Annotated in this window: 15 protein-coding genes and 1 tRNA gene; 12 read left to right on the top strand and 4 right to left on the bottom strand. The window is 61.9% G+C overall.

Annotated elements, in window-relative coordinates; all coding sequences use genetic code 11:
* Positions 1 to 213: 213 nt before the first annotated feature.
* A complete protein-coding gene (locus C8D77_RS28695) occupies positions 214 to 2,946 on the top strand; it encodes an SIR2 family protein (RefSeq protein WP_208760332.1) in 2,733 nt (910 codons plus the stop codon).
* Complete coding sequence (locus C8D77_RS28690; protein ID WP_109670583.1) at positions 2,936 to 4,435, top strand: argonaute/piwi family protein; 1,500 nt, start codon at positions 2,936 to 2,938, stop codon at positions 4,433 to 4,435. The genes C8D77_RS28695 and C8D77_RS28690 overlap by 11 nt, the downstream gene beginning before the upstream one ends.
* A 302-nt stretch (positions 4,436 to 4,737) precedes the next feature.
* On the opposite strand, the gene C8D77_RS28685 is transcribed toward C8D77_RS28690, so the two are convergent.
* The 3 genes from C8D77_RS28685 to C8D77_RS28675 all read right to left on the bottom strand — a co-directional run bounded on the left by C8D77_RS28685 (position 4,738) and on the right by C8D77_RS28675 (position 7,554).
* Positions 4,738 to 6,048: a tyrosine-type recombinase/integrase gene (locus tag C8D77_RS28685; protein ID WP_109670623.1), complete on the bottom strand. Its 1,311-nt coding sequence runs from the start codon at positions 6,046 to 6,048 to the stop codon at positions 4,738 to 4,740.
* Between the two features lie 212 nt (positions 6,049 to 6,260).
* Positions 6,261 to 6,336: transfer RNA gene (locus C8D77_RS28680), tRNA-Phe, on the bottom strand.
* Positions 6,337 to 6,660: 324 nt separating this feature from the next.
* Positions 6,661 to 7,554 carry a helix-turn-helix domain-containing protein gene (locus tag C8D77_RS28675; RefSeq protein WP_206438773.1) on the bottom strand — a complete coding sequence of 298 codons (894 nt, stop codon included), beginning with the start codon at positions 7,552 to 7,554 and terminating at the stop codon, positions 6,661 to 6,663.
* 85 nt (positions 7,555 to 7,639) lie between these two features.
* Between C8D77_RS28675 and C8D77_RS28670 the strand changes: the two genes are divergently transcribed.
* The 5 genes from C8D77_RS28670 (at position 7,640) to C8D77_RS28650 (ending at position 13,931) form a co-directional block, all read left to right on the top strand.
* Complete coding sequence (locus C8D77_RS28670) at positions 7,640 to 8,911, top strand: ABC transporter substrate-binding protein (protein ID WP_109670578.1); 1,272 nt, start codon at positions 7,640 to 7,642, stop codon at positions 8,909 to 8,911.
* A gap of 157 nt (positions 8,912 to 9,068) precedes the next feature.
* Entirely contained in the window at positions 9,069 to 9,929 is an 861-nt protein-coding gene (locus C8D77_RS28665; RefSeq protein ID WP_109670576.1) for a carbohydrate ABC transporter permease, read from the top strand.
* A complete protein-coding gene (locus C8D77_RS28660) occupies positions 9,926 to 10,762 on the top strand; it encodes a carbohydrate ABC transporter permease (RefSeq protein WP_109670621.1) in 837 nt (278 codons plus the stop codon). Before C8D77_RS28665 ends, C8D77_RS28660 begins: the two co-directional genes overlap by 4 nt.
* Before the next feature lie 11 nt (positions 10,763 to 10,773).
* Positions 10,774 to 11,868 (top strand): ABC transporter ATP-binding protein, encoded by a 1,095-nt coding sequence (locus tag C8D77_RS28655; protein WP_109670574.1) that lies wholly within the window; start codon positions 10,774 to 10,776, stop codon positions 11,866 to 11,868.
* 35 nt (positions 11,869 to 11,903) lie between these two features.
* A complete protein-coding gene (locus C8D77_RS28650; protein ID WP_109670572.1) occupies positions 11,904 to 13,931 on the top strand; it encodes an aldo/keto reductase in 2,028 nt (675 codons plus the stop codon).
* A 27-nt stretch (positions 13,932 to 13,958) separates the two neighbouring features.
* On the opposite strand, the gene C8D77_RS28645 is transcribed toward C8D77_RS28650, so the two are convergent.
* Positions 13,959 to 15,005 (bottom strand): AraC family transcriptional regulator, encoded by a 1,047-nt coding sequence (locus C8D77_RS28645; protein ID WP_215732087.1) that lies wholly within the window; start codon positions 15,003 to 15,005, stop codon positions 13,959 to 13,961.
* A gap of 75 nt (positions 15,006 to 15,080) precedes the next feature.
* On the opposite strand from C8D77_RS28645, the gene melA reads away from it, so the two are divergent.
* The 5 genes from melA to C8D77_RS28620 all read left to right on the top strand — a co-directional run bounded on the left by melA (position 15,081) and on the right by C8D77_RS28620 (position 22,727).
* Positions 15,081 to 16,547: an alpha-glucosidase/alpha-galactosidase gene (melA, locus tag C8D77_RS28640; protein ID WP_109670570.1), complete on the top strand. Its 1,467-nt coding sequence runs from the start codon at positions 15,081 to 15,083 to the stop codon at positions 16,545 to 16,547.
* A 135-nt stretch (positions 16,548 to 16,682) separates the two neighbouring features.
* On the top strand, positions 16,683 to 18,767 hold the full coding sequence (locus C8D77_RS28635) for an ABC transporter substrate-binding protein (RefSeq protein WP_109670568.1): 2,085 nt from the start codon (positions 16,683 to 16,685) through the stop codon (positions 18,765 to 18,767).
* 134 nt (positions 18,768 to 18,901) lie between these two features.
* Positions 18,902 to 19,909, top strand: a complete 1,008-nt coding sequence (locus C8D77_RS28630; protein WP_109670566.1) for an ABC transporter permease — start codon at positions 18,902 to 18,904, stop codon at positions 19,907 to 19,909.
* The gene (locus C8D77_RS28625) at positions 19,910 to 21,049 is read left to right on the top strand and encodes an ABC transporter permease (protein ID WP_109670564.1); all 1,140 of its coding nucleotides are present in this window, start codon (positions 19,910 to 19,912) and stop codon (positions 21,047 to 21,049) included.
* Positions 21,050 to 21,059: 10 nt separating this feature from the next.
* A complete protein-coding gene (locus tag C8D77_RS28620; protein WP_109670616.1) occupies positions 21,060 to 22,727 on the top strand; it encodes an ABC transporter ATP-binding protein in 1,668 nt (555 codons plus the stop codon).
* Positions 22,728 to 22,744 lie beyond the last annotated feature (17 nt).

Here is a 22,744-nt window from a genome sequence, read left to right as displayed (position 1 = left end):
TTGATAAACGGACGGCCTCACTTCGAATTCACGTTCCGTTCTGCTAATTGATAAGACTCGAGCGAATCTTGAGGTTGTACCGCACTTGTCGGCGGTTGGCAGAGAGATGGCGATGACTAGGGCTGATGAATGACCCAGGCGGGAGTACTCAGCATTGATAGTTCGACGTTCGCCATGCGGACGTCTTCGCCTGGACGATTGAGATCGCTCCTGATGGACAACTCCGAGCCGGTTCTTCTCTTGGGCGCCGGCGCCTCGATTACCTCCGGGATCCCTGCAGCGGCCAAAACGGTTGAGAAGGCCGCACGGTGGGCATGGTGCAAGGAGAACGGCCGTCACCCGGACGACTTCACCATTCGCCGGTCTGATTATTGGCCCTGGTTGGCCGCCCAGCCTTGGTACAAAACAGAGCTCTCCGCCGCCGATCTCTACCCCGAAGCAATCGACAACCTGCTAGGGGTGAAGAGCGATCGACGCGAGTTCTTTGAAAAGCTCATCAACCCGCCTGAGGTACCGCCCTCGCGCGGCTACGTTGCCTTGACGCAAATCCTGCACCAGGGATGGATATCCACCGTCCTGACAACCAACTTCGATCAATGCCTTGAACGGGCGGCGATTCAGCAGAACCGACCCCACCGACTGGTCAGCATCAGCACGCCGGCTGACTACGTGATGTTCAGCTCCGCGCCGCACGATCCGCAATTGGTCTTCCTGCATGGGTCAGTGAAGCACTACACCGATAGGAACTTGGCCGACGAGGTTCAATCCCTCGACCCATCGCTGGCCGAACGCCTGCGACCTCTGTTTCGCGACCATCCGGTTATCGCGGTCGGTTATCGGGGTGCCGAAGCGTCCGTGATGAAAGACCTTTTCTTGGCACAAGCCATGTCCGGCGGCTTCCTCCACGGCGTCTACTGGTGCGTCTTAGAGGACGATCTGGTCGGCCCTCATTCGCCTTGGGTCGAGCAGTTGGCGGGCGCAATTGGCTCCAACTTCCAGCTCGTACCAATTCGAGGGTTCGACGACCTCTTCGAGAAGGATCTACTGGCCAGCATGATCGCTGCAGGAGCACGGCCAACGCGCCGGCCTTCCGGCTACAGCGTCGGCGGCATGCCCGCAGACATGCGCCCGCTCAATGAGCTTGATGTCTCCGGCTTCGAACAGCCGCTTCTGCAAGCCCGCCTGCGGCAATATGCGGACCGAACCGACCTCTGGAGACCGGGAGACGTTGATGCCGCCTGGGTCGAGGAGATGACCGACCGGCTCGATCTGGTGCGGCCGGTCGGCGGGAGCGTCTGTCCGACGCTCGCGGGTTGGCTACTGTTCTCGCGTAATCCTTCTGTCGAATTCCCTCAAGCCCGGGTCGAGTTCCGTGCGACAGGACCCGGCCACTGGCTGCGGGGCCGCTTCGGCGAGGACATCGAACTTGAGCCGACTTCTCGTGAAGGCGAGTTCACGGTCCGGCGTACGATCACCGGCAATCTTTGGAGCCAACTAGACGATCTTATCGACCTTCTTGCCCTTGTGAACTTCCAGTTCCGGCTGAAGGCCGAGGTTTCGCGTACGGTCAATGCGTACAATGCAATCGCCATCAAGGAGATGCTCGTCAATGCGATCGTGCACCGCGACTACGATCGAGACGAGGCCGTCCAAGTCATCGTTGAGCCAAAATCGATTGCTGTCACGAGCCCTGGCGGCCTTATCGAGGAAATCGCCGTTCTAGTCGGCGGGCAGTCGTTCCAAGACGCGATCGCGGAACGAACCAGCCCGATCAAGGGTTACCGGAATCCCGCCATATCGGACCTTTTCTACGGCGGCGGCCAGATGGACCGGCGGGGATCAGGCCTCTCCGACATGGTCCTCGCCACCGTGAACAACAATGGGTCGGTGTCATTCGGGCCTTCTGCCGACAACGCTCAGTTCACGGTCATGATCGAGGCGCGGCCGGAAGCCGTCGACGAGATCACCAACACCGCATTGCCAATCGCAGAGGAGACCGTCCGCTACTCGTCCAACCTCGTCCCAATCGAGATCATGCCGGCGAAGGTCTGGCACGCCGCCACCAGCGCTGGTTCTAACCGAACCTTCTATCGCGACGCGGAGGGTCTCGCAGTCCCACCGGGCCATGTGAGCGACGGCCGCTTCTATTCTCTCTATGACCTGGAGGGGCTCGCCGAGTCGATGGTCACGCCGTTCGACCCAGGGGAGATCGAGGCCTTGGACTTCGACGAACTCATCCGATTGCCGGGAGGTGAATCGATCGCGCTGAAGCTGCTTCATGAGCTGCTGTTCGAGCACCTGAAGGCCAAGGATCTCCAGATCGAGTATGATCGACGGCGCGCCTACTTCGCGCGCGGCGACGAGCCTGAGCTTAAGGTTAGCTATCAAGGCCGCCTTCGCAAGGCTACCCGAACCGTGGTTAAGGCGCGCACCAAGCGCGAATCCGCCGACATCGTCTACTTCGAGCACAAGGCGGTCAGCTTCTCCGTTCTGCGCTTCGGTAGCGACTGGGCGGTTGTTCTGACCCCCGGGTACGCATTCACCCGGGACGGCGTGCGTAACCCAATCAGTCGGGAGCGAACGAACGCCCTCTCTACACGGCGCGCGGCGCGTGATTTCAATCCGAGCGTTCTGCAGGACGTCTCTTTCTGGCTCGCGGTCCTGTCCGGCGAAACTGAGGGCCTGTTCGCACTTGAGCAACGCCGGGATAACGACCTCACGCGGTTCGCTCCTTCCGTGCTCCTATCCCATCGCACGCCGACGATTTCGTTCAACGTGTCGGCGTTCGACGAGTTGGCCCAGCGCGACTCTGAGATCGACGAGGATCTCCAGAAGTTGGACGCCGAACTGGAAGCGCTTGCGCTTGAGCCTGACGACGAGGACAGAGATGGGTCCCGCCGCGACGCGGATGATCTAGGCCCAAGCGAGCCCGACGATGTCGATTGAGCTAGCCATCGTCGAGTTGTCCCCGCCGCGACTTCAGTTCGGCGGCGCGAGCACACATACCGATCCCAAAATCGGGCTCCTGTCTGCGGGTCCTTTTGACCTTCGGTTCGGGTCGGCTCGGAAGGACAATATTCATGTCGGGGTCATTGGCCCGGCCCAGCAGGTAGCGGCGGCGCGGCGGTGGCTGGAGCGATGCAGTGGGGAAATCCCGATTCTGGGCGAGCCAAGCCTGCTCAAGAAGGCCTTTCCCGGCTTTAAGGAGGCGTTTCATAAACGATTGGTCGCCCCGGACGCGTCCTCGATCGCACTCAGCTCGGATAGCCACGACGAGCTTGCTCGTGCGTTGCAGGGCGACGCCTACCAGGCGTTCCAGCGCGTGGTCGACTTGTACGCTGACGCGCATTTGCGACTCGCGTCCCGTGACCTAAACCGTCCCGACATCGTCCTGATGTGTATCCCCGACGACATCTTCAACAAGGTTAGCTCAGTCGAGCGCAAAGCGACCGAAAGTGAACGCAAGCGCGCCAAGGAGATCCGGCGCGCCCGCCCGAGCAATCAGCTGGACCTGTTCGACACCCTCGATGAGGTCGAGCAGACACCCGAGGATTTCTTGAGACGGGACCTCAGGCTGGCCCTGAAGGCGCGGGCTCTACGGAGCCGATTGCCGATCCAGCTGGTCACAGAAGTCCTGCTCAGCGACACGGCGAGAAACCAAGACCCAGCCACCCGCGCCTGGAATTTTGCCGTCGGCCTCTATTACAAGGCCGGCGGCGTCCCTTGGCGATTACCGCCCACGGGGCCAGAAACCTGCTTCGTCGGCATCAGTTTTCACCACTTTCGCACGACGCGGCGCGCGATTGTCCGGTCCAGCCTTGCTCAGGCCTTCTCGAGTGATGGTGAAGGGTTCGCGATCCGCGGGGAAGGCGTTCCCGTCGAGCCCGAACAGGGTCGGAACGTTCACCTCTCCGAACAGCAGGCGTTCGAGCTGACGCAGAACGTCCTTGCCGAATATGAGCTGCGCACTGGGGGAGCGCCGCTCCGAGTCGTGCTTCACAAGACGTCCTATTTCGATCCCGCCGAACAGACGGGCTTCGCTGCTGCGCTCAAGAACACGCCCATCGTATCGATGGTCACCCTTGTTCCCAGCCTCTTCCGGCTGCTCCGGTACGGCGCCTATCCTCCGAAAGTCGGAACGGTCTGCACAGTCAATAACGACCGATCGTTCCTATTCACTTCCGGGTTCATGCCGGAGCTCGGCACCTACCCAGGACCGCATGTGCCCCAGCCATTCGAAGTTCGCTGTCTTGGCGCCGAGAACGCTGTCGCCGCCGCGCAGGACGTTCTCAACCTCACCCGGATGAACTGGAACACAGCCGACATCAGGGGAAAATGGCCGGTGTCCTTGTCTTTCGCCCGCCGTGTAGGCGGCATTCTGGACGAGTACGGCGACGATGATCTTGCCGAAACCTCGTTCCGCTACTTCGTTTAGACACTACGGGGTTGCACCGTCCGAGTGTCCGCGTTCGCATTTTGGATGTCTGAAGCGACCGGTCCGGTGTCGGCCCAAACCAGCCACGTTCGTCACGGGTTAATCGACCCTTCTTGTGGGACGACGAGACACCGCGGAGGGAATACTAATTTAGTCCTCCTCCTGGTCCTTAGGTTCGCCAGACCATACGAGAGAATACGAAGGAAACGCGTGGCCAACATAACGTATTGATTTCCTGTGGAAAACGATGACCCTCCGGGCCTGCAACATTGGTTGCCCAGTTTCGGTGTTTTCGACGGGGTTCAGTGTGATTTTCGGAGGTTGGAGGTTCGTCTCGTCGTTTGGCGAACCGTCGCTGTTGGCTTCCAAACTAGACCCTCGCGAGGATGTATGGACAGCAGGCTTGCCTCGCGTCCCCCGATTGAGATCACCCGCGAGTTTTTGCTCTCGAGTTCATCCAGATAGTCGGCCCACCATTGCATCATCCTGACGCGCTCTTCCCAGTGCTCTGCCCGGGCGTAGGCGCGCCGAACGTCGTTGTTCTCAATGTGGGCCAGCTGCCGCTCTACGGCGTCCGGGTGCCACTTGCCGCATTCGTTTAGCAAAGTTGATGCCGTTGCTCGAAAGCCGTGCGCGGTAGCTTCTTCTTTGCCATAGCCCATACGGCGAAGGGCGGCGTTAAGCGTGTTGTCGGAAATCGGACGCGAACCCGATCTAACACTAGGAAACAACAGCGATCCACCACCAGAGATTTCTCTAAGTGAGGTCAGGACGCTGACGGCCTGCCTGGAAAGAGGTACGCGGTGCGGCCGTCGCATCTTCATGCGTCCTTCAGGGATGCTCCACACGGAGCTCTCGAAATCGAACTCGTCCCATCCGGCCGCGCGCAGCTCGCCGGGGCGGGGGAACAGCAGGGCCATCAGCCTCAGAGCGGCTCGGGTTGTCGGCTGTCCGTCAAATGCATTAATCGCCCTCAGCAAGCCTCCCAAGGCCTTAGGATCGGTAACCGCGGCACGCGGCGTGACCGTCGGACCGACGAGTGCGCCCCTCAGGGCGATCGTCGGATCTACATCGGCGCGTGCGGTTGCGATTGCATATCGAAACACGCTGCCGATGGTGGAGCGCATTCGCCTTGCCGACTCGTATCGACCGCGAACCTCCACGCTGCGGAGAGCGGCAAGAATTGTGGCCGGATCGATCTCCCGAACGCTTTTGTCCCCAAACGTTGGATAGGCAAAATCGAGCAACCATTTGACCTTGGTGATGGTCCGGTCGGCACGTCCCTCCTTCTTCAGCTTGTCGACATAGTCCTCCGCGATTGAGCGAAAGGTGTCCTCCGCCGAAGTCTTTTGCGACTTACGCTCCTGTGCGGGGTCGATGCCACGTAGGAGGAGACGTTTGGCGGTATCGCGCGCCTCTCGTGCCTCAGCGAGGGAGATGAGGGGATAGCTGCCCAACGCCAGAAGCTTCTGCTTGCCGCCAAAACGATAGGCGAGGCGCCATAGGCGAGATCCGGTAGGCTGCACCCAAAGCTGGAGCCCGCCACCGTCAGACAATTTTACGAGCTTAGAAATGGGTCGGGCATTTCGGCATTTTACGTCGGAAAGGGCCATTTTCGGGACCTCCATTTGGCTGCATCGATACCATCAGGATCTCCAATACCAGCGAAAATACCAGCCCCCCGCCTCGTTGGACCAACTGCGCCGAAATTCCACAAAACCCGACCATCCGCGCTTTGCGCGCCGAAATCAGTAAGGATTTCAGGTAGTTGACGAGATGGAAGCGTAGAGGCTTCGGCGAAAGAGACTGTCGGGAGAAGAGGGGATGGTGCCCAGAGGCGGATTCGAACCACCGACACGCGGATTTTCAGTCCGCTGCTCTACCAACTGAGCTATCTGGGCCTGTTCCGGCAAACGAAAACGCGTTGACCGGATTTCATGAAGGCGCCGTGGGGCGCCCCTTGAAAGCGCGTGGGTTATAGCACGGGAATTCGGCCTGTCCAGCGCCTAGGTGGCGATTTCAGACAGGAAAAGCGATGCCGTGCAATACCCCGGTTTCCATGCTGCTTGCATGGCCGGAATGGCGCACGGCATGGCACGATCCGGCCTTCGTCACCCTTGCCCGCGTCGCTGTTGCGGGCTCAAATGCCATGTCACGGCTTTTAGCCGGCGATCGAGGCACAGCAATGCTTTCGCGGCACCAGGCGCGCCGCAAGTAGTCATCGCCTATCTGGCGCCGGTCACGCCTCTGCGAAAATCGGAGGGCGACATGCCAGCCAGCTTGCGGAACGACTTGTTGAAGGCGCTGAGCGAACCGAAGCCGGAATCCATGGCGACGCGCAGCACATTGGCGTCCTGATGCATCAAAAGCGCCTGCGCGTAGCTCAACCGCAGCAGGTTGACATATTCGTTGAGCGTCATGCCGGTGGATTTCTTGAACAGGCTCATGGCGTATTTGGGGTGAATGTCGGCGGCGGCAGCGATGTTCACGCAATCGATGTCGTAGAGGAAGTTCTCGGCGATGAAATCGCACATGCGCCCGACATTGCGCGACGATTGCTGGTCGAAGGGGCTGCCCGCCTCCTGCCCGGGCGCGGTTTCGGGCACGAGCCGGTAGGGCTCGAACCGCACCCGCTCCAACCTGAGCAGCAATTCGTTGACGGCGTGTTCCGCCTTGGCCTGGTCGCCGGACCGTGCGTAGCGGTTCCAGCGCTCGAAATTATGGTTGTCGGACTGGTCGGTGGCGCCGGTCACCAGCGTGGCGCCCGTCATCAGCCGGTGCCTTATGTCCGTTGGCAGGTGCAGGCGAAAAAAATGCACCAGCGGCAGATGCGCTCCGGCATAGATGGCGTCGTCGGACAAATCGTCCATCTGGTGCGGCAGGCCACCCCAGAACAGGCACATCTCGCCGGCCGAAAGCGAAATCTCGTGGTCGTTCATGCGGTAATGCACGCTGCCGCGCACGATGAAATTCACCTCGACCTGGGCGTGCCAATGTGGCTTGAGCATCACCAGGGGATTGGTGTGAAACATCTGCAGGAGCAGTGGCAGGCCTTCCACGCTGCTGGCGCCAGGCTGGTAAAACGGCCGCTCAGGCATCTTACTTTCCGCCAATTTCATATTCCCTTTGACGGCGACAGGCCCTGCCCACTGCATAGTCTAGCCACGCTCACAGTGAGAGAGCAAATGAAATGGGAGGATTTCTATGCGCATCACAATGACCTGCGCCGCGCTCGCGCTTGCCCTGGGCTCAGCCCCGGCCTTTGCGCAATCCGGCGAAATCACCATCTGGAGCTGGAACGTCGCGGCTTCGTCGCTGAAGGCGACCATTGCCGGCTTCAACAAGCAATTTCCCGACGTCAAGGTCACGGTCCAGGATCTCGGCAACCAGCCGACCTACGACAAGTCGATTGCCGGCTGCGCCGCCGGCGGCGTCGGCCTGCCGGACATAGTCACCATCGAGAACGGTGAGGCCGAGAATTACTGGAGCCAGTTCCCCGACTGTTTCGTCGACCTGCATACGCTGGGCTACACTGCCGAGGACCAGGCGAAATTCCCCGACTTCAAACGCACCGAACTCGAAGTCGGCGACAAGGCCTACTCGATGCCGTGGGATTCGGGCCCGGTCGCCGCCTTCTATCGCCGCGACTTCTACGAAAAGGCTGGCGTCGATCCGGCGTCGATCAAGACCTGGGATGATTTCATCGCCGCCGGCAAGAAGATCCAGGCCGCCAACCCGGGCGTCACGATGACCAACGCCGATTTCAACGGCGACTCGGAATTCTTCCGCATGATCTCCAACGAGCAGGGCTGCGCCTATTTCGCCGCCGATGGCCAGTCGATCACGGTCAACCAGCCCAAATGCGTCGACGCCATGACCAAGGTCAAGGAGATGAAGGACGCCGGCATCATCTCGTCGGCGGACTGGGGCACCAAGATCACCAACAACACCGCCGGCACCGTCGCCACCCAGATCTATGGTGGCTGGTATGAAGGCACCATCCGCACCGAATCGGCCGGTGAAAACGGCAAATGGGGCGTCTATCTGATGCCGAGTCTCACTGCCGACGGTCCGCGCGCCGCCAATCTCGGTGGTTCTTCGCTGGCCATTACATCGGCGTCCAAGAACAAGGAGGCTGCCTACGCCTATCTGAAATACACGCTCGGAACCAATGAAGGCCAGATCACGATGCTGAAGGAGTTCGGCCTGGTGCCGTCGCTGGTGTCGGCGCTCAATGACCCCTATGTCTCGCAAGGCTTGCCCTACTGGGGCGGCCAGGCGGTGTGGAAGGACATTCTGGGCACCTTGCCCAAGGTTGTTCCGAGCCGCGGCACGCCGTTCCAGAGCGATGCCGAAATCATCGTCCGTGCCGTGCAGACCAAATATCTGGGCGGCGGCTATCCGGACGCCAAGGCGGCGCTCGACGACGCCGCAAGCCAGATCGCGGCGGCGACCGGATTGCCCGTCAAGTCATGACCTCCCAAGCCGGGTCCGGGGCAGGCGCTTGCGCCGCCCGGACCCGATCTCGCGCGCTCCTTGCGGGGCGTGTGATGGCTTGCATTTTCTGACAAACCGGCTCCGCTGCTGCGGGGGCATAGAATGAAACGTCGACGGATAAAGGAGGAGGAGGAAGATGCGCAACCGCAACGCCACGGCCTATCGCTTCCTCACGCCCTATCTGCTGATCTTTGCAGTCTTCTGGGTGTGGCCGATCATCAGCTCCTTCATGATCTCCTTCCAGGCGACGCGCACCGTGCCGTGGCGGTTCGCGCCAGGCTTCAACTGGGGGCGATTGATCGGCGATCCGGCCTTCTTCAACGCGCTGAAGAACACGCTGCTCATCCTAGTCATCCAGGTGCCGGTGATGATCTCGCTGGCGCTCGTCATGGCAGTGCTTTTGAACTCGCCGTTGCTCAAGGCGCGCGGCCTCTATCGCTTTGCCTTCTTCGCCCCGGTGGTGGTCGGCGAAGTTGCCTACTCGGCGGTGTTCCGGCTGATGTTCAACCTCGATTTCGGCATCATCAACAAGCTCCTGAACAGCGTCGGCCTGCCCAAGATCGACTGGTTTTCCAACGTCACGCCGGCCATGGCGCTGATCATGATCGCGGTGACCTGGCGCTGGGCCGGTTACAACGCCATCATCCTGCTCGCCGGCATGCAGTCCATTCCCGAAGATGTCTACGAGGCGGCGACGCTCGACCGTGTCAGCAAGCTCAAGCAGTTCTTCTACATCACCCTGCCGCTGCTGAAGCCGGTCATCGTGTTCTGCCTCGTGCTGTCGATCATCGGCACCATGCAGCTGTTCACCGAGCCGTTCCTGATCACCGAACGCGGCGGGCCGGGCGGCGGCACGGAGACGCTTGGCCTGCTGCTTTACCGCCAGGGTTTTCGGTCGCTCAACTTCGGCTACGCTTCGGCCGTCGCCTACACCATGGCCGGGCTGGCGATCGCCATCACGCTGGCGCAGCTGTGGCTGACGAGGGAACCGAAATGAGTTCGCGCTCCTCCGCCCGGCTGGGACGCAGCATCGCGCTGCATCTGTTCCTGACGCCGCTGGCGCTGATCTGGCTGTTTCCGCTGTGGATGATGGTGGTGTTCTCCACCATGCCGGACAACGGCATCTTCAGCCCCGGCATCGAGCTTTTGCCGCACGGCAATTTCGTCGACAATTTCAACAATCTGCAGCGTGACACCAATTTCGTCGGCGCCATCGGCATTTCGGTCTCGGTGGCGGTGACCTACACTGTCCTGTCGGTGCTGCTGACGTCGATGGCCGGCTGGGCGCTGGCCCGCTACCAGTTTTTCGGCAAGGGCGTGGTTGTCGCCATCATCCTGGGCACCATCACGCTCCCCTATGCGGTCGTGCTGATCCCGCAATTCATCATGGTGGCGCGCGACTTCAAGCTCGCCAACACCTGGGTGGCGCTGATCGTGCCGCCGCTGTTCAACTCGCTCGGCGTGCTGTTCATGCGGCAGAGTTTTTCGATGATGCCGGACGACCTCTTCGACGCGGCGCGCGTCGAAGGCGTCAAGGAATGGCGCATCTTCCTTTTCGTCGCGCTGCCTTTGGCGCGGCCGATGCTTGCCGCACTTGCCATCATCCTGTTCCTCGCCTCCTGGAACAATTATCTGTGGCCGCTTTTGATCAACAGCCAGCCCGGTTCGATGACAGCGCCGGTGGCGCTAGGCACGCTGATCGGCCTCACCAAGGTGTCATGGGGCGGCATCATGGCGGGCGCGGTGATGCTGACGGTGCCGATGCTCGTCGTCTTCGTGCTGCTGCAGCGCCATTTCATCGCCGGCATCGCCGCCGGCGCGGTCAAGTAAACAGGATCAGCATGGCAACTGTCACGCTCAACAATGTCGTCAAGCGCTTCGGTGTCTTCGAGGTCGTCCACGGTGCCAGCATCGACATCAAGGACGGCGAATTCGTTGTCTTCGTCGGCCCTTCCGGCTGCGGAAAATCGACGCTGCTCAGGATGATCGCCGGGCTTGAGGACATCAGCGGCGGTGAGCTCGCCATCGGCGGCAAGGTGGTGAACGATGTCGAGCCGGCCGACCGCGGCATCGCCATGGTCTTCCAGTCCTACGCACTCTATCCGCACATGACCGTCGAACAGAATCTGAGCTTCGGGCTGCGAATGACCGGCAACCCGAAGGCCAACACCGACCGGCGTGTCAAGCGGGCCTCCGAAATTCTGCGCATCGACGAGTTGATGAAGCGTCGCCCCAAGCAATTGTCGGGTGGCCAGCGCCAGCGCGTCGCCATAGGTCGCGCCATCGTGCGCGAGCCGCAGGTCTTCCTGTTCGACGAGCCACTGAGCAATCTCGACGCTGAGCTCAGGGTGCAGATGCGCGTCGAGATATCGCGCCTCCACAAGGAGCTCGGCACGACAATGATCTATGTCACGCACGACCAGACCGAGGCGATGACGCTAGCCGACAGGATCGTCGTGCTGCGCGCCGGCCATGTCGAGCAGATCGGCCGGCCGCTCGATCTCTACGACAATCCCGACAATCAGTTCGTGGCGGGCTTTGTCGGTTCGCCGAAGATGAACTTCATCAACGGCCGTATTGTCGGGCACGATGCGCGTGGTGTCGTGGTCGAGCTGGCGGGTCAGGAGAAGACCCGTATCGTGCAACCGCTGACGGGCGCCGCACCCGAAGCAGGCGGCCCAAAAATCGGAAGCAAGGTCATTGTCGGTGTGCGGCCTGAACATTTCGGCAATGCCGGAGAGGGCGACACCGACCTTGTGGTTGCCATCGACGTGGTTGAGCACCTGGGCGGCACAAGTTTCCTCTATGCCAGAACGGCCAACGGCGACGACGTGGTGATCCAGCGCGACGCGGCAAAGGTCCCTGACACGCCCGAGATTACCGTTTCCATCCGCAAATCCTACCTGTTCGACGAAAAAGGGCTGCGGCTGCGCTGACCGCCGGCCCTTTCCAGCCTTCAAGGAGAATGACAATGAACGCAACCACGCCCATTCGCTGGGGCATTCTCGGCCCGGGCAGCATCGCCCAGTCCTTTGCCGGTGGCGTGGCCGCTTCGCGCACTGGAAAACTGGTCGCCATCGGCGCGCGAAATCCCGGCAAGCCCGGCCTCGCCGAGAGTTTTCCCGGTGCCCGCATCCTCGACGGCTACGACGCGCTACTCGCCGATCCCGACATCGACGCCGTCTACATTTCGATACCGCATCCCGGTCATGCGCAATGGGCGATCAAGGCGGCGGAAGCGGGAAAGCATGTGCTGTGCGAAAAGCCGCTTGCGCTGACCGCCTTCGAGGCCGACGCCATGATCCATGCCGCGCGCAAGGCCGGCACGTTCCTCGGCGAAGCCTTCATGTACCGGCTGCATCCGCAGACGCTGAAGCTGGTGGAACTGATCAGATCGGGCGTCATTGGCGAGGTCCACATGATCAAGTCGAGCTTCGGCTTCGCCATGCCGCGCTTCATGCCGGAGCACCGGCTCTATGCCAACGATCTCGCCGGTGGCGGCATCCTGGACGTCGGCGGCTATCCGGTTTCGATGGTCCGGCTTATTGCCGGGGCGGCTGTGGGACTTCCCTTCGCCGAGCCGGACAAGGTGGTCGGCACCGCCCACCTTGGCCAGTCCGGCGTCGACGAATGGGCCTCGGCGCTGCTGCATTTTCCCGGCGGCATCGTCGCCGAGGTCTCCTGCAGCATCTCGCTCAACCAGGACAATGTCTTGCGCATCCTGGGCACCAAAGGCCGCATCGAAGTGCCGGACTTCTGGTTCGCCGGCGGCAACCGTGATGTCGGCCTCGGCCAGATCGACGTGATCGCATCCGATGGCGCGCGCGAGACCATCAGCGTCAACGAGAAGCGCCATGTCTATTCCTTCGAGGTCGATGCAGCCGGTGAGGCCATCCGCGCCGGGCGGCAGGAATTCGCCTGGCCGGGCATGGCGTGGGCGGAAAGCCTCGGCACCTTGCGTGTGCTGGACAGATGGCGGGCGGCAGCCGGCCTCGAATACGGGATCGAGAAGGCCCAACAACGCGTCAACACCATCTCCGGCCGGCCTTTGCAATCGGGCGGCACGGCGATCGCCAAGCGCACGATCCCTGGCCTGTCGAAGCCGGCGTCGGTGGTGGCGCTCGGCTTTGAGGATTTCCGCACCTTCTCCTCAGGCTCGATCCTGCTCGATGCCTTTTTCGAGGCCGGCGGCAATCTCCTCGATACCGGCTATGTCTACGGCGCCGGTTACACCGAGAAGCTGCTTGGCGAGTGGTTGAAAAACCGCGGCGTGCGCGCGCAATCGGTGGTCATCGCCAAGGGCGCGCATTCGCCGCTCTGCTACCCCGATGTGATCGGCAAGCAGCTCGACCAGTCGCTCGAGCGCCTGCAGACCGATCATGTCGACGTCTATTTCATGCACCGCGACAATCCGGATGTGCCGGTAGGCGAATTCGTCGATGCGATGGATCGCGAGGTGAAGGCTGGGCGTATCCGCGGCCCGTTCGGCGGCTCGAACTGGACGATGGAACGCATGGATGAGGCAATTGCCTACGCCGAACGCACCGGCAAGCAAAAGCCTGGAGCGCTATCCAACAATTTCTCGCTGGCCGAAATGCTGGAGCCGATCTGGGCAGGCTGCGTCACTGCGTCCAGCGATGCCTGGAAGACCTGGCTGACCGCCCGGCAGATGCCGAACTTCGCCTGGTCAAGCCAGGGGCGTGGCTTCTTCACCGATCGCGCCGGGCGCGACAAGCGCGACAATGAGGAACTGGTGCGGGTGTGGTACTCGGAGCGGAATTTCGGCCGCCGCGACAGGGCGATCGAACTTGCCGCGAGACTGGGCAAGAGCCCGATCCATATTGCGCTGGCCTATGTGCTCGATCAGCCATTCCCCTCCATCCCGCTGATCGGCCCCCGCACGCTGGACGAACTCGATGACAGTCTGCGTGCCCTCGACATCACGCTTTCGCGGGTCGATCTCGAATGGCTGGACGGCGGCAGCCTGCACGCTGCCTAGTTAACTGCCTGTTTAACGGCGCCGGTGTCAGGTCTCGTCATCGAAGGCCCTGACGCCGCGCCGCGCCGGAGTTCTCAAATTGGCATACATGCCGGTCGTGCGGAATTGGCTCGGCGTGATGCCGTAGCAGCGGCGAAAGACCTTCGAGAAATAGTTGGCGTCCTCGAAACCGCACAGGATGGCGACTTCCTTCACCGGCAGGAAATCCGCCTTGGTCAGCAGCTTTGCCGCCCGTTGCAGGCGCTGCTGCAGCACGAACTCGGCAGGCGGCAGGCCTTCGCTTTCGGCGAAGCAGCGTGAGAAATGGGCCCGGCTGAGGCCACTGATCTGAACCAGGTCCGCCACCGGCAGCGGCCTGTCGAGATTGGCATTGATGTGATCGATGACCGGCTGCATGGCGCTCTGTTTTTCGGCAAAGGCATGTGAGCCGAAGACATCGTCATAGAGCGCCATCGCGGCCTCGTAGGCTATCGCCGAAGCAGCCCCCGGCGAAGCGGCCCCTTTGATCAGACGCAGGCTGCAATCGGCAAGATGATCGATCGTCGCCGGCTGCAGCCGAAATACCGGACCCGAGACGCTGAGGATCGACTTGTGGATGCGCAGCGCCTCCTCGCCGTTCATCGAAATCCAGAAATATTCCCAGCGCTCGTCCCCGGCCAGCCAGTAGCGGTGGTTGTGCGGCACCAGCACCAGCAAGGTGTCGTTCTTCTGCAGGCGGTAGTTGCGGTTCTCGTAGCGCAGCCGGCCGGTTCCGCTGATCGTGTGCTGGAGCACGGTGAACGGCGTCTGGCCGCGCTTGCGCCCATCCCAGTCGTAGATTTCGTCCTCGCGCACTTCATAGCCCGTGCTCGTCGGCATGGCGTGCAGGCGCTGGCGGCCGCGCGGCAGCGAGATCGTGCGCATGGACTGTCCGTTGGCGATCAAATCTTGCAGCATAAAATTACCCTTGAAAGCATAATCCTTCTCTGGTCGCGCTCGCGAATAAGCGCATAATCCCCGTCGAAAAGCGAGAGAGATCCGCAGTCGAGGAGCGGACAGGGAGGTTGGCGAGCCGGATTCCGGCTTGTCCTGCATACATGCGGCGGCATGTGGCTACAGCTTCCCATTGTCATTCCTTGTCTGCCATGTGAACGGAATGAGGTGCGGCTGATGAGTTTCAAAATCGCTATCATCGGTGCCGGCAGCGTCGGCTTCACCAAGAAATTGTTCACCGACATCCTCTGCGTGCCCGAATTCACCGACATCGAATTCGCGCTGACCGACGTCAGCGAGCACAACCTTCAGATGATCAAGGCGATCCTCGACAGGATCGTCGAAGCGAACAGATTGCCGACCAGGGTGACGGCGACCACCGACCGCCGCAGGGCGCTTGAAGGCGCACGTTACGTCATCAGCTGCGTGCGGGTCGGAGGTCTCGAAGCCTATGCCGACGATATCCGCATTCCCCTGAAATACGGCATCGACCAGTGTGTCGGCGACACGATCTGCGCCGGCGGCATCCTCTATGGCCAGCGCAACATCCCGGTGATCCTGGATTTCTGCAAGGACATGCGCGAGGTCGCCGAGACCAACGTCAAATTCCTGAACTACGCCAATCCGATGGCGATGAACACCTGGGCAGCGATCGAATACGGCAAGGTCGACACTGTCGGGCTCTGCCACGGCGTCCAGCACGGTGCCGAGCAGATCGCCGAGGTGCTGGGCGCGAAGTCCACGCAGGAGCTCGACTATGTCTGTTCCGGCATCAACCACCAGACCTGGTTCATCGACCTGCGCCTCAACGGCCGCCCCATCGGCAAGGACGAACTGGTGGCCGCCTTCGAGGCGCATCCGGTCTATTCGCAGCAGGAGAAATTGCGCATCGATGTCCTGAAGCGCTTCGGCGTCTATTCGACCGAAAGCAACGGCCATCTTTCCGAATATCTGCCCTGGTACCGCAAACGCCCCGACGAGATCACGCGCTGGATCGATATGTCCGACTGGATCCACGGCGAGACGGGCGGCTATCTCCGCCACTCCACCGAAACCCGCAACTGGTTCGAGACGGAATATCCGCAGTTCCTCCAAGCGGCGTCACAGCCGATCGATCCCGGGAAGCGCTCCAACGAGCATGCCAGCCACATACTGGAGGCGCTGGAGACCAACCGCGTCTATCGCGGCCACTTCAACGTCAGGAACAATGGCGTGATCACCAACCTGCCGCAGGATGCCATCGTCGAGTCGCCCGGCTTCGTCGACCGCTTCGGCATCAACATGGCCGCCGGCATCACGCTGCCGGAAGCCTGCGCCGCCACCTGCATCGCCTCGATCAACGTCCAGCGCATGTCGGTGCATGCCGCGATATCAGGCGACATCGATCTGCTGAAGCTCGCCGTGCTGCATGATCCCCTGGTCGGCGCGGTTTCGACCCCGGAGGAGGTCTGGCAGATGGTCGATGAAATGGTCGTCGCCCAGGCGGCCTGGCTGCCGCAATATGCCCATGCGGTTCCGGCCGCCAGGGAGCGGCTGTCGACATCGGCGGTGAAGACCCGCGAGTGGGCGGGCGCCGCACGGCGCAGCGTTCGCTCGATCGAGGAATTGCGCGCCGAAAAAGCCGCGCTGAAACAAGCCGGCTGAAACGGGCCGGCTGGAAACCTCATGCGGTGATGGTGGATCTACGGGAGGCGGATCCACTGCCACGAAGCCGTTTTGAGTTCGAGGAGAAGCGGAGCAGGTGCAAACGCTCCGGAACAAACAAGAGGGAGAGAGACAGTGAGGAATTTACGCAATATCGGCCTTGCTGCCGGACTGGCGCTGAGCGTCTCGGTTTCGGCACTCAGTGCATACGCTTCCGAGCCGACGGTTCCGCCGGCGCCGACACCGTTCCCCGCCGAGGGCAAGATCAACTATGTCGCGCGCGATTCCATTCTGGAGTTCAAGGCGCTGCCGCAATATCACGAGCCCGACTGGGTCACCGAGAAATACGTCAAGACCGGCAAGCTGCCGCCGGTGAAAGACAGGCTGCCGAAAGAACCGCTGGTTTTCAAGACGGGCAACATGCAGGACGGCATCGGCGTCTATGGCGATACGATGCGCCATGTCATCGGCGGGCGGCCGGAAGGCTGGAACTACGGCGCCGGCCAGACGCAAGGCTGGGGCGGCATCGACATCGGCCTTTCCGAATGCCTGACGCGCACCGCGCCGCTGTTCCAGGTCGAGGCGAAGGACACCGAGCCGCTGCCGAACCTGGCCAGGAGCTGGGACTGGTCGAGCGATGGCCACAAGCTCACCATGCATCTGGTCGAAGGGGCGAAGTGGTCGGACGGCGTTGCCTTCAACGCCGACGATGTCATGTTCTATTGGGACGACGAGGTCGTTGATCCCAATGTCTCGCCGCTGAACGGTGCCACACAGGAAACCTTCGGTGTCGGCACGACGCTGAAGAAGATCGACGACTACACCGTCGAGTGGACCTTCAAGGAGGCGTTTCCGAAACAATATCTCTATGCGATGGCCTACGGCACCTTCTGTCCCGGTCCCGCGCACATATTGAAGCCGCAGCATCCGAAATATTCGAAGAACACCTACGACCAGTTTAAGAACGCCTTTCCGCCGGAATTCATGAACATGCCGGTGATGGGCGCCTGGGTGCCGGTCGAGTACCGGCCGGACGACATCATCGTCATGCGCCGCAACCCCTACTATTGGAAGGTCGACGAGAAGGGCAACCAGCTGCCTTACCTCAACGAGCTGCAATACAAGCTGTCGACCTGGGCCGACCGCGACGTCCAGGCGGTTGCCGGCTCGGCCGACTTCTCCAATCTGGAGCAGCCGGAAAACTTCGTCGCCTCGCTGAAGCGCGCTGCGGAGGCAAATGCGCCCGCACGCCTGGCCTTTGGCCCGCGGCTCATCGGTTACAATCTGCGCATGAATTTTTCCGCCAATGGCTGGGGCAACCCGGACGAACGCGGGCAAGCTGTGCGCGAGCTGAACCGCAACGAGGACTTCCGCAAGGCCGTCACCATGGCGCTCGACCGCAAGGCGCTCGGCGACTCGCTGGTCAAGGGTCCGTTCACCGCCATCTATGCCGGCGGCCTGTCGTCAGGCACCAGTTTCTATGACCGCGATTCGACCGTCTACTACCCCTTCGACCTCGAGGGCGCCAAGGCGGAGCTCGCCAAGGCCGGCCTCAAGGATACGGACGGCGACGGTTTCGTGAACTTCCCGGCCGGCACCGCCGGCGGCAAGAACGTCGAGGTCGTGATGCTGGTCAACAACGACTACACAACCGACAAGAGCCTTGCCGAAGGCGTCGTCGCCCAGATGGAAAAGCTCGGAATTCGGGTCGTGCTCAACGGGCTCAACGGCACCCAGCGCGACGCCTCGCAATATTCCGGCCGCTTCGACTGGCTGGTCCGGCGCAACGACCAGGAACTGACATCGGTGGTGCAGAACACCGAGCAACTCGCTCCCGTTGGTCCGAAGACCAGCTGGAACCACCGCGCGCCCGAAAGCGGCGAGGTAGACTTGATGCCTTTCGAAAAGGACCTCGTCGATATCGTCAACAAGTTCGTCTCGTCCGAGGACAATGACCAGCGCGCGAGCTTGATGAAGCAGTTCCAGAAGATTTCGACGGAACACGTCTACAATGTCGGCCTGACGGAATATCCTGGCGCGCTGATCATCAACAAGCGCTTCTCGAACATTCCGCAAGGCACGCCGATCTTCATGTTCAACTGGGCCGAGGATTCAATCATCCGCGAACGGGTCTTTGTCGCCGCCGACAAGCAGGCGAAATACGAATTGTTCCCTGAGGAGCTTCCCGGCAAACCCGGAGACAAAGGCCCGATGGACTAGGAGCCCGATGAGATGAATTAGGTTTACCTCCCTGACCAAGAGAACTCCGGCCGCGCCGCTGGCGCGGTCGGACAAAACCAACCTCCGGACGCAACCAAAAGGCGCGATCGGCGAGACAAGGAAGCGGACCGTCCATGCTGCGATTCCTGCTCACGCGCATAGCGTCGGCAATACCGGTCCTCGCCATTCTGAGCCTGGTCACCTTTGCCATCATCCAGGCGCCGCCGGGCGACTATGCCGACTACATCCGCTCGCAGCTGATCAACCAGGGTGGAGCCTCCTTCGCCGAGGCCGACGCGCAGGCCAAGGCCTATCGCATCGAGCATGGCCTCGATAAGCCACTGCCCGTGCAGTATCTCAACTGGATCGGCGGCATCATCAACCGCGGCGATTTCGGCTACAGCCTTTACTACAACAAGCCGGTCGCCGATGTGGTCGGCGAGCGCCTGCCGCGCACGCTCATTCTGGCGCTCGTCTGCCATCTGCTGGCCTCGGTGCTCGGCATCACATTCGGCATATGGGCGGCGACCCGGCAATACACCTGGATCGACTCGACGCTGTCGGCCATCTCCTTCCTCGGCATGACGGTGCCGCGCTTCCTGATGGCGCTGATCATCGTCTATCTCATGGTCTTCCAGTTCAACGTGTCGGAGATAGGCAGCTTCTTCTCGCCGCAATATGGCGGCGCTCCGTGGTCGTGGGCCAAATTCGTCGACCTGGTCAGGCATGTCTGGCCGGTCGTGGCGATCGCCACCTTCGGCGGGCTTGCCTACAATATGCGCGTCATGCGCGGCAATCTGCTCGACACGCTGAACGCGCAATATGTCGAGACGGCCAGGGCCAAGGGGCTGACCGGCGCCGCCGTCGTCATGCGCCATGCCGTGCCCAACGCGCTGCACCCGCTCGTCATGTATCAGGGCGTGGTGCTGCCCTACATGCTCACCGGCGAGATCGAGACGGCGATCATCTTCGCGCTGCCGACCGTCGGCCCGGCAATCGTCGGTTCCATGGCTGTCGGCGACGTCTATGTCACCGCCACCTTCATGATGGTCCTGTCGGCGACGCTGATCGTCGGCAACATCATCGCCGACATGCTGCTCGTCCTGCTCGATCCGCGAGTGCGCCAGTTCGGGGAGGGTTAGATGTTGGCGCGCGATCCATCACCGCCACCGCTGCCGGCCGAAGGTCCCATCGTAGCCAAACCGGCGCGCGGCAATGAGAGCTACATCGCGCTGGTCTGGCGCCGGCTGAAGCGCTCCTGGACTGGCATGGCTGGGCTTTGGCTCGTCGTGCTGCTGCTGGTCATGGCCGTATTTGCCGAGTTCATGGCGCCAATGGACCCCAAGGTCACGGATGTCGGTTTCGCTCCGCCGCAGTTGCCTGTTTTCCATGACAAGGACGGCGGTTTCGTCGCGCGGCCGAGGGTCTATGCGCTGGCCGATTCGGCGGACCTCGATCCGGTCACCTTCCAGCCGGTCGTTGGCCCCGACTATGACCATCCAAGGCTGCTCGGTTTCTTCGTCCATGGCGCGCCCTACAAGCTCTTCGGGCTCTTGCCGGCGGACTTGCATCTGTTCGGCTCGCTGGACGGCCAGCCTGTGCATTTCCTCGGCACCGACAAGTTCGGCCGTGACGTGCTGTCGCGCGCCATCCACGGCTCGCGCGTCTCGCTGATGATCGCGCTGACGGTCGTCTTCATCATCACCGTCATCGGCACCACCGTCGGCATGGTCTCCGGTTATTTCGGCGGCAGGTTCGATGTCTGGATGCAACGCTTCGTCGAACTGGTGCTCGCCTTCCCGCAGCTGCCGCTCTATCTGGCGCTGACGACGCTGATCCCGGTCACCGCTCCCACCAACGTCTTCCTGGCTTTCGTCATCATCGTCATGTCGGCGTTGGGCTGGGCGCAGATGTCACGCGAGGTGCGCGGCAAGACGCTGGCGCTGGCGCGGATCGAGTATGTGCGCGCCGCCATGGCGGTCGGCGCCACCGACCGGCGCATCATCATGCAGCACATCTTCCCCAATGTGATGAGCCATGTGATAGTCGCCGTGACGCTGGCGATCCCGACGGTGGTGCTGCTCGAATCCTTCCTCGGTTTCCTCGGCTTCGCCGTCAAGCCGCCGCTGATCTCGTGGGGCCTCATGCTGCAGGACACCGCGACCTATTCCGTCATCGGCACCTATCCCTGGATACTGTCGCCAGTCGGCTTCGTGCTCGTCACCGTCTTTGCCTTCAACGCGCTGGGCGACGGCCTGCGCGACGCCGTCGATCCCTATTGAGGTGGCACAGATGTCCGTCGCGCTCGCCGAATCCTTCGCACCGATCGTCCGCCACGACCATGACGGGCGCCAGGACCAGCCCATCATCGACGCCCGCAATGTCGCGGTGGCCTTCAAGGTCGAGCATGGCGTCGTTGAGGCGGTCAAGGACATCTCGTTCCAGCTCTATCGCGGCGAGACGATAGCGATCGTCGGCGAATCCGGTTCCGGCAAGTCGGTGACGGCGCGCACCGTAATGGGACTGCTGTCGCGACGCGCCACGGTGTCGCCCGGATCGAGCGTTTGCTATGACGGGCAAAACATCCTGAAATTTCCTGAGAACGCCCGCCGCAAGCTGCGCGGCAACCGCATCTCGATGATCTTCCAGGAGCCGATGAGCTCGCTCAACCCGATCTATACGGTCGGCAGCCAGATCGTCGAGGCGATCAGGGTGCATCGCAGGGTCAGCCGCAAGCATGCGTGGGCGCGCGCACTCGAACTTCTGCAGCACGTGCAGATTCCCGATCCTGTCGCGCGGCTCAAGCAGTATCCGCACCAGCTATCGGGCGGGCAACGCCAGCGGGTGATGATCGCCATGGCGCTGGCCAACAATCCCGATGTGCTGATAGCCGATGAGCCGACCACGGCGCTCGATGTCACCGTCCAGGCGCAGATCCTGAACCTGATCCGCAGCCTGCAGAAAGAGCTGCGCATGGCGGTGATCCTGATCACCCACGACCTGACCGTGGTGCGCCAGTTCTCCGACTACGTCTATGTCATGCAGCATGGCGAAATGTGCGAGCACAACGTCACCGAACGGCTTTTCGCCGATCCGCAGCATCCCTATACAAGGCGGCTTCTCGCTTCCGAGCCGCACGGGCAGCCGAAGCCGCTGCCGGAGGGCTGCGGCACCATTCTCGAGGCCAGCGGCGTGCGCGTCTCGTTCATGCTGCGCCATGGCACTTTCCTGAAGCCGGATTGGCGAGAGCTGGTCGCCGTCGACGATCTCAGCCTCAGCCTGTGCCGCCATGAGACGCTGGGGCTGGTCGGCGAATCCGGCTCCGGCAAGACCACCTTCGGTCAGGCCCTGCTTAGATTGATAGACGCCAAGCGCGGCGAGATCCGTTTCGACGGCAAGCCGATCCACGGCCTGTCGCGGGCCGAGATGCGGCCGTTGCGCTCGCGCATGCAGATCGTCTTCCAGGATCCGTTCTCCTCGCTCAACCCGCGCATGACGATCGGCCAGATCATCGAGGAAGGGCTGATCGTCAACAGCATAGGGGCGACGCGGCGCGAGCGGGTCGAACGGGTGCGCGATGCGCTGGTCAGCGCTGGCATGCCGGGCGATATACTGTCGCGGTTTCCGCACGAATTCTCCGGCGGACAGCGGCAACGCATCGCGATCGCCCGCGCCATCGCATTGGAACCCGAATTCATCCTGCTCGACGAGCCGACATCGGCGCTCGACCTTTCGGTCCAGGCGCAGATCATCGACCTGCTGCGCAAGCTGCAGGACGAGCGCGGCCTCAGCTACCTCTTCATCTCGCATGACCTCAAGGTGGTGCGTGCGCTATGCCACCGCGTCATCGTCATGCAGAACGGCAAGATCGTCGAGCGGGGCCCCGTCGACGACGTCCTGTCCAATCCCAAGACCGCCTACACCGAACGGCTCGTTAGGGCCGCTTTCGACGTGGCCTGAACATATGCCGGAGGTTA

Origin of the sequence: Mesorhizobium loti, assembly GCF_003148495.1 — a bacterium.
Classification (GTDB): Bacteria; Pseudomonadota; Alphaproteobacteria; order Rhizobiales; family Rhizobiaceae; genus Mesorhizobium; species Mesorhizobium loti.
This window is presented reverse-complemented; position numbering and strand designations above follow the sequence as displayed.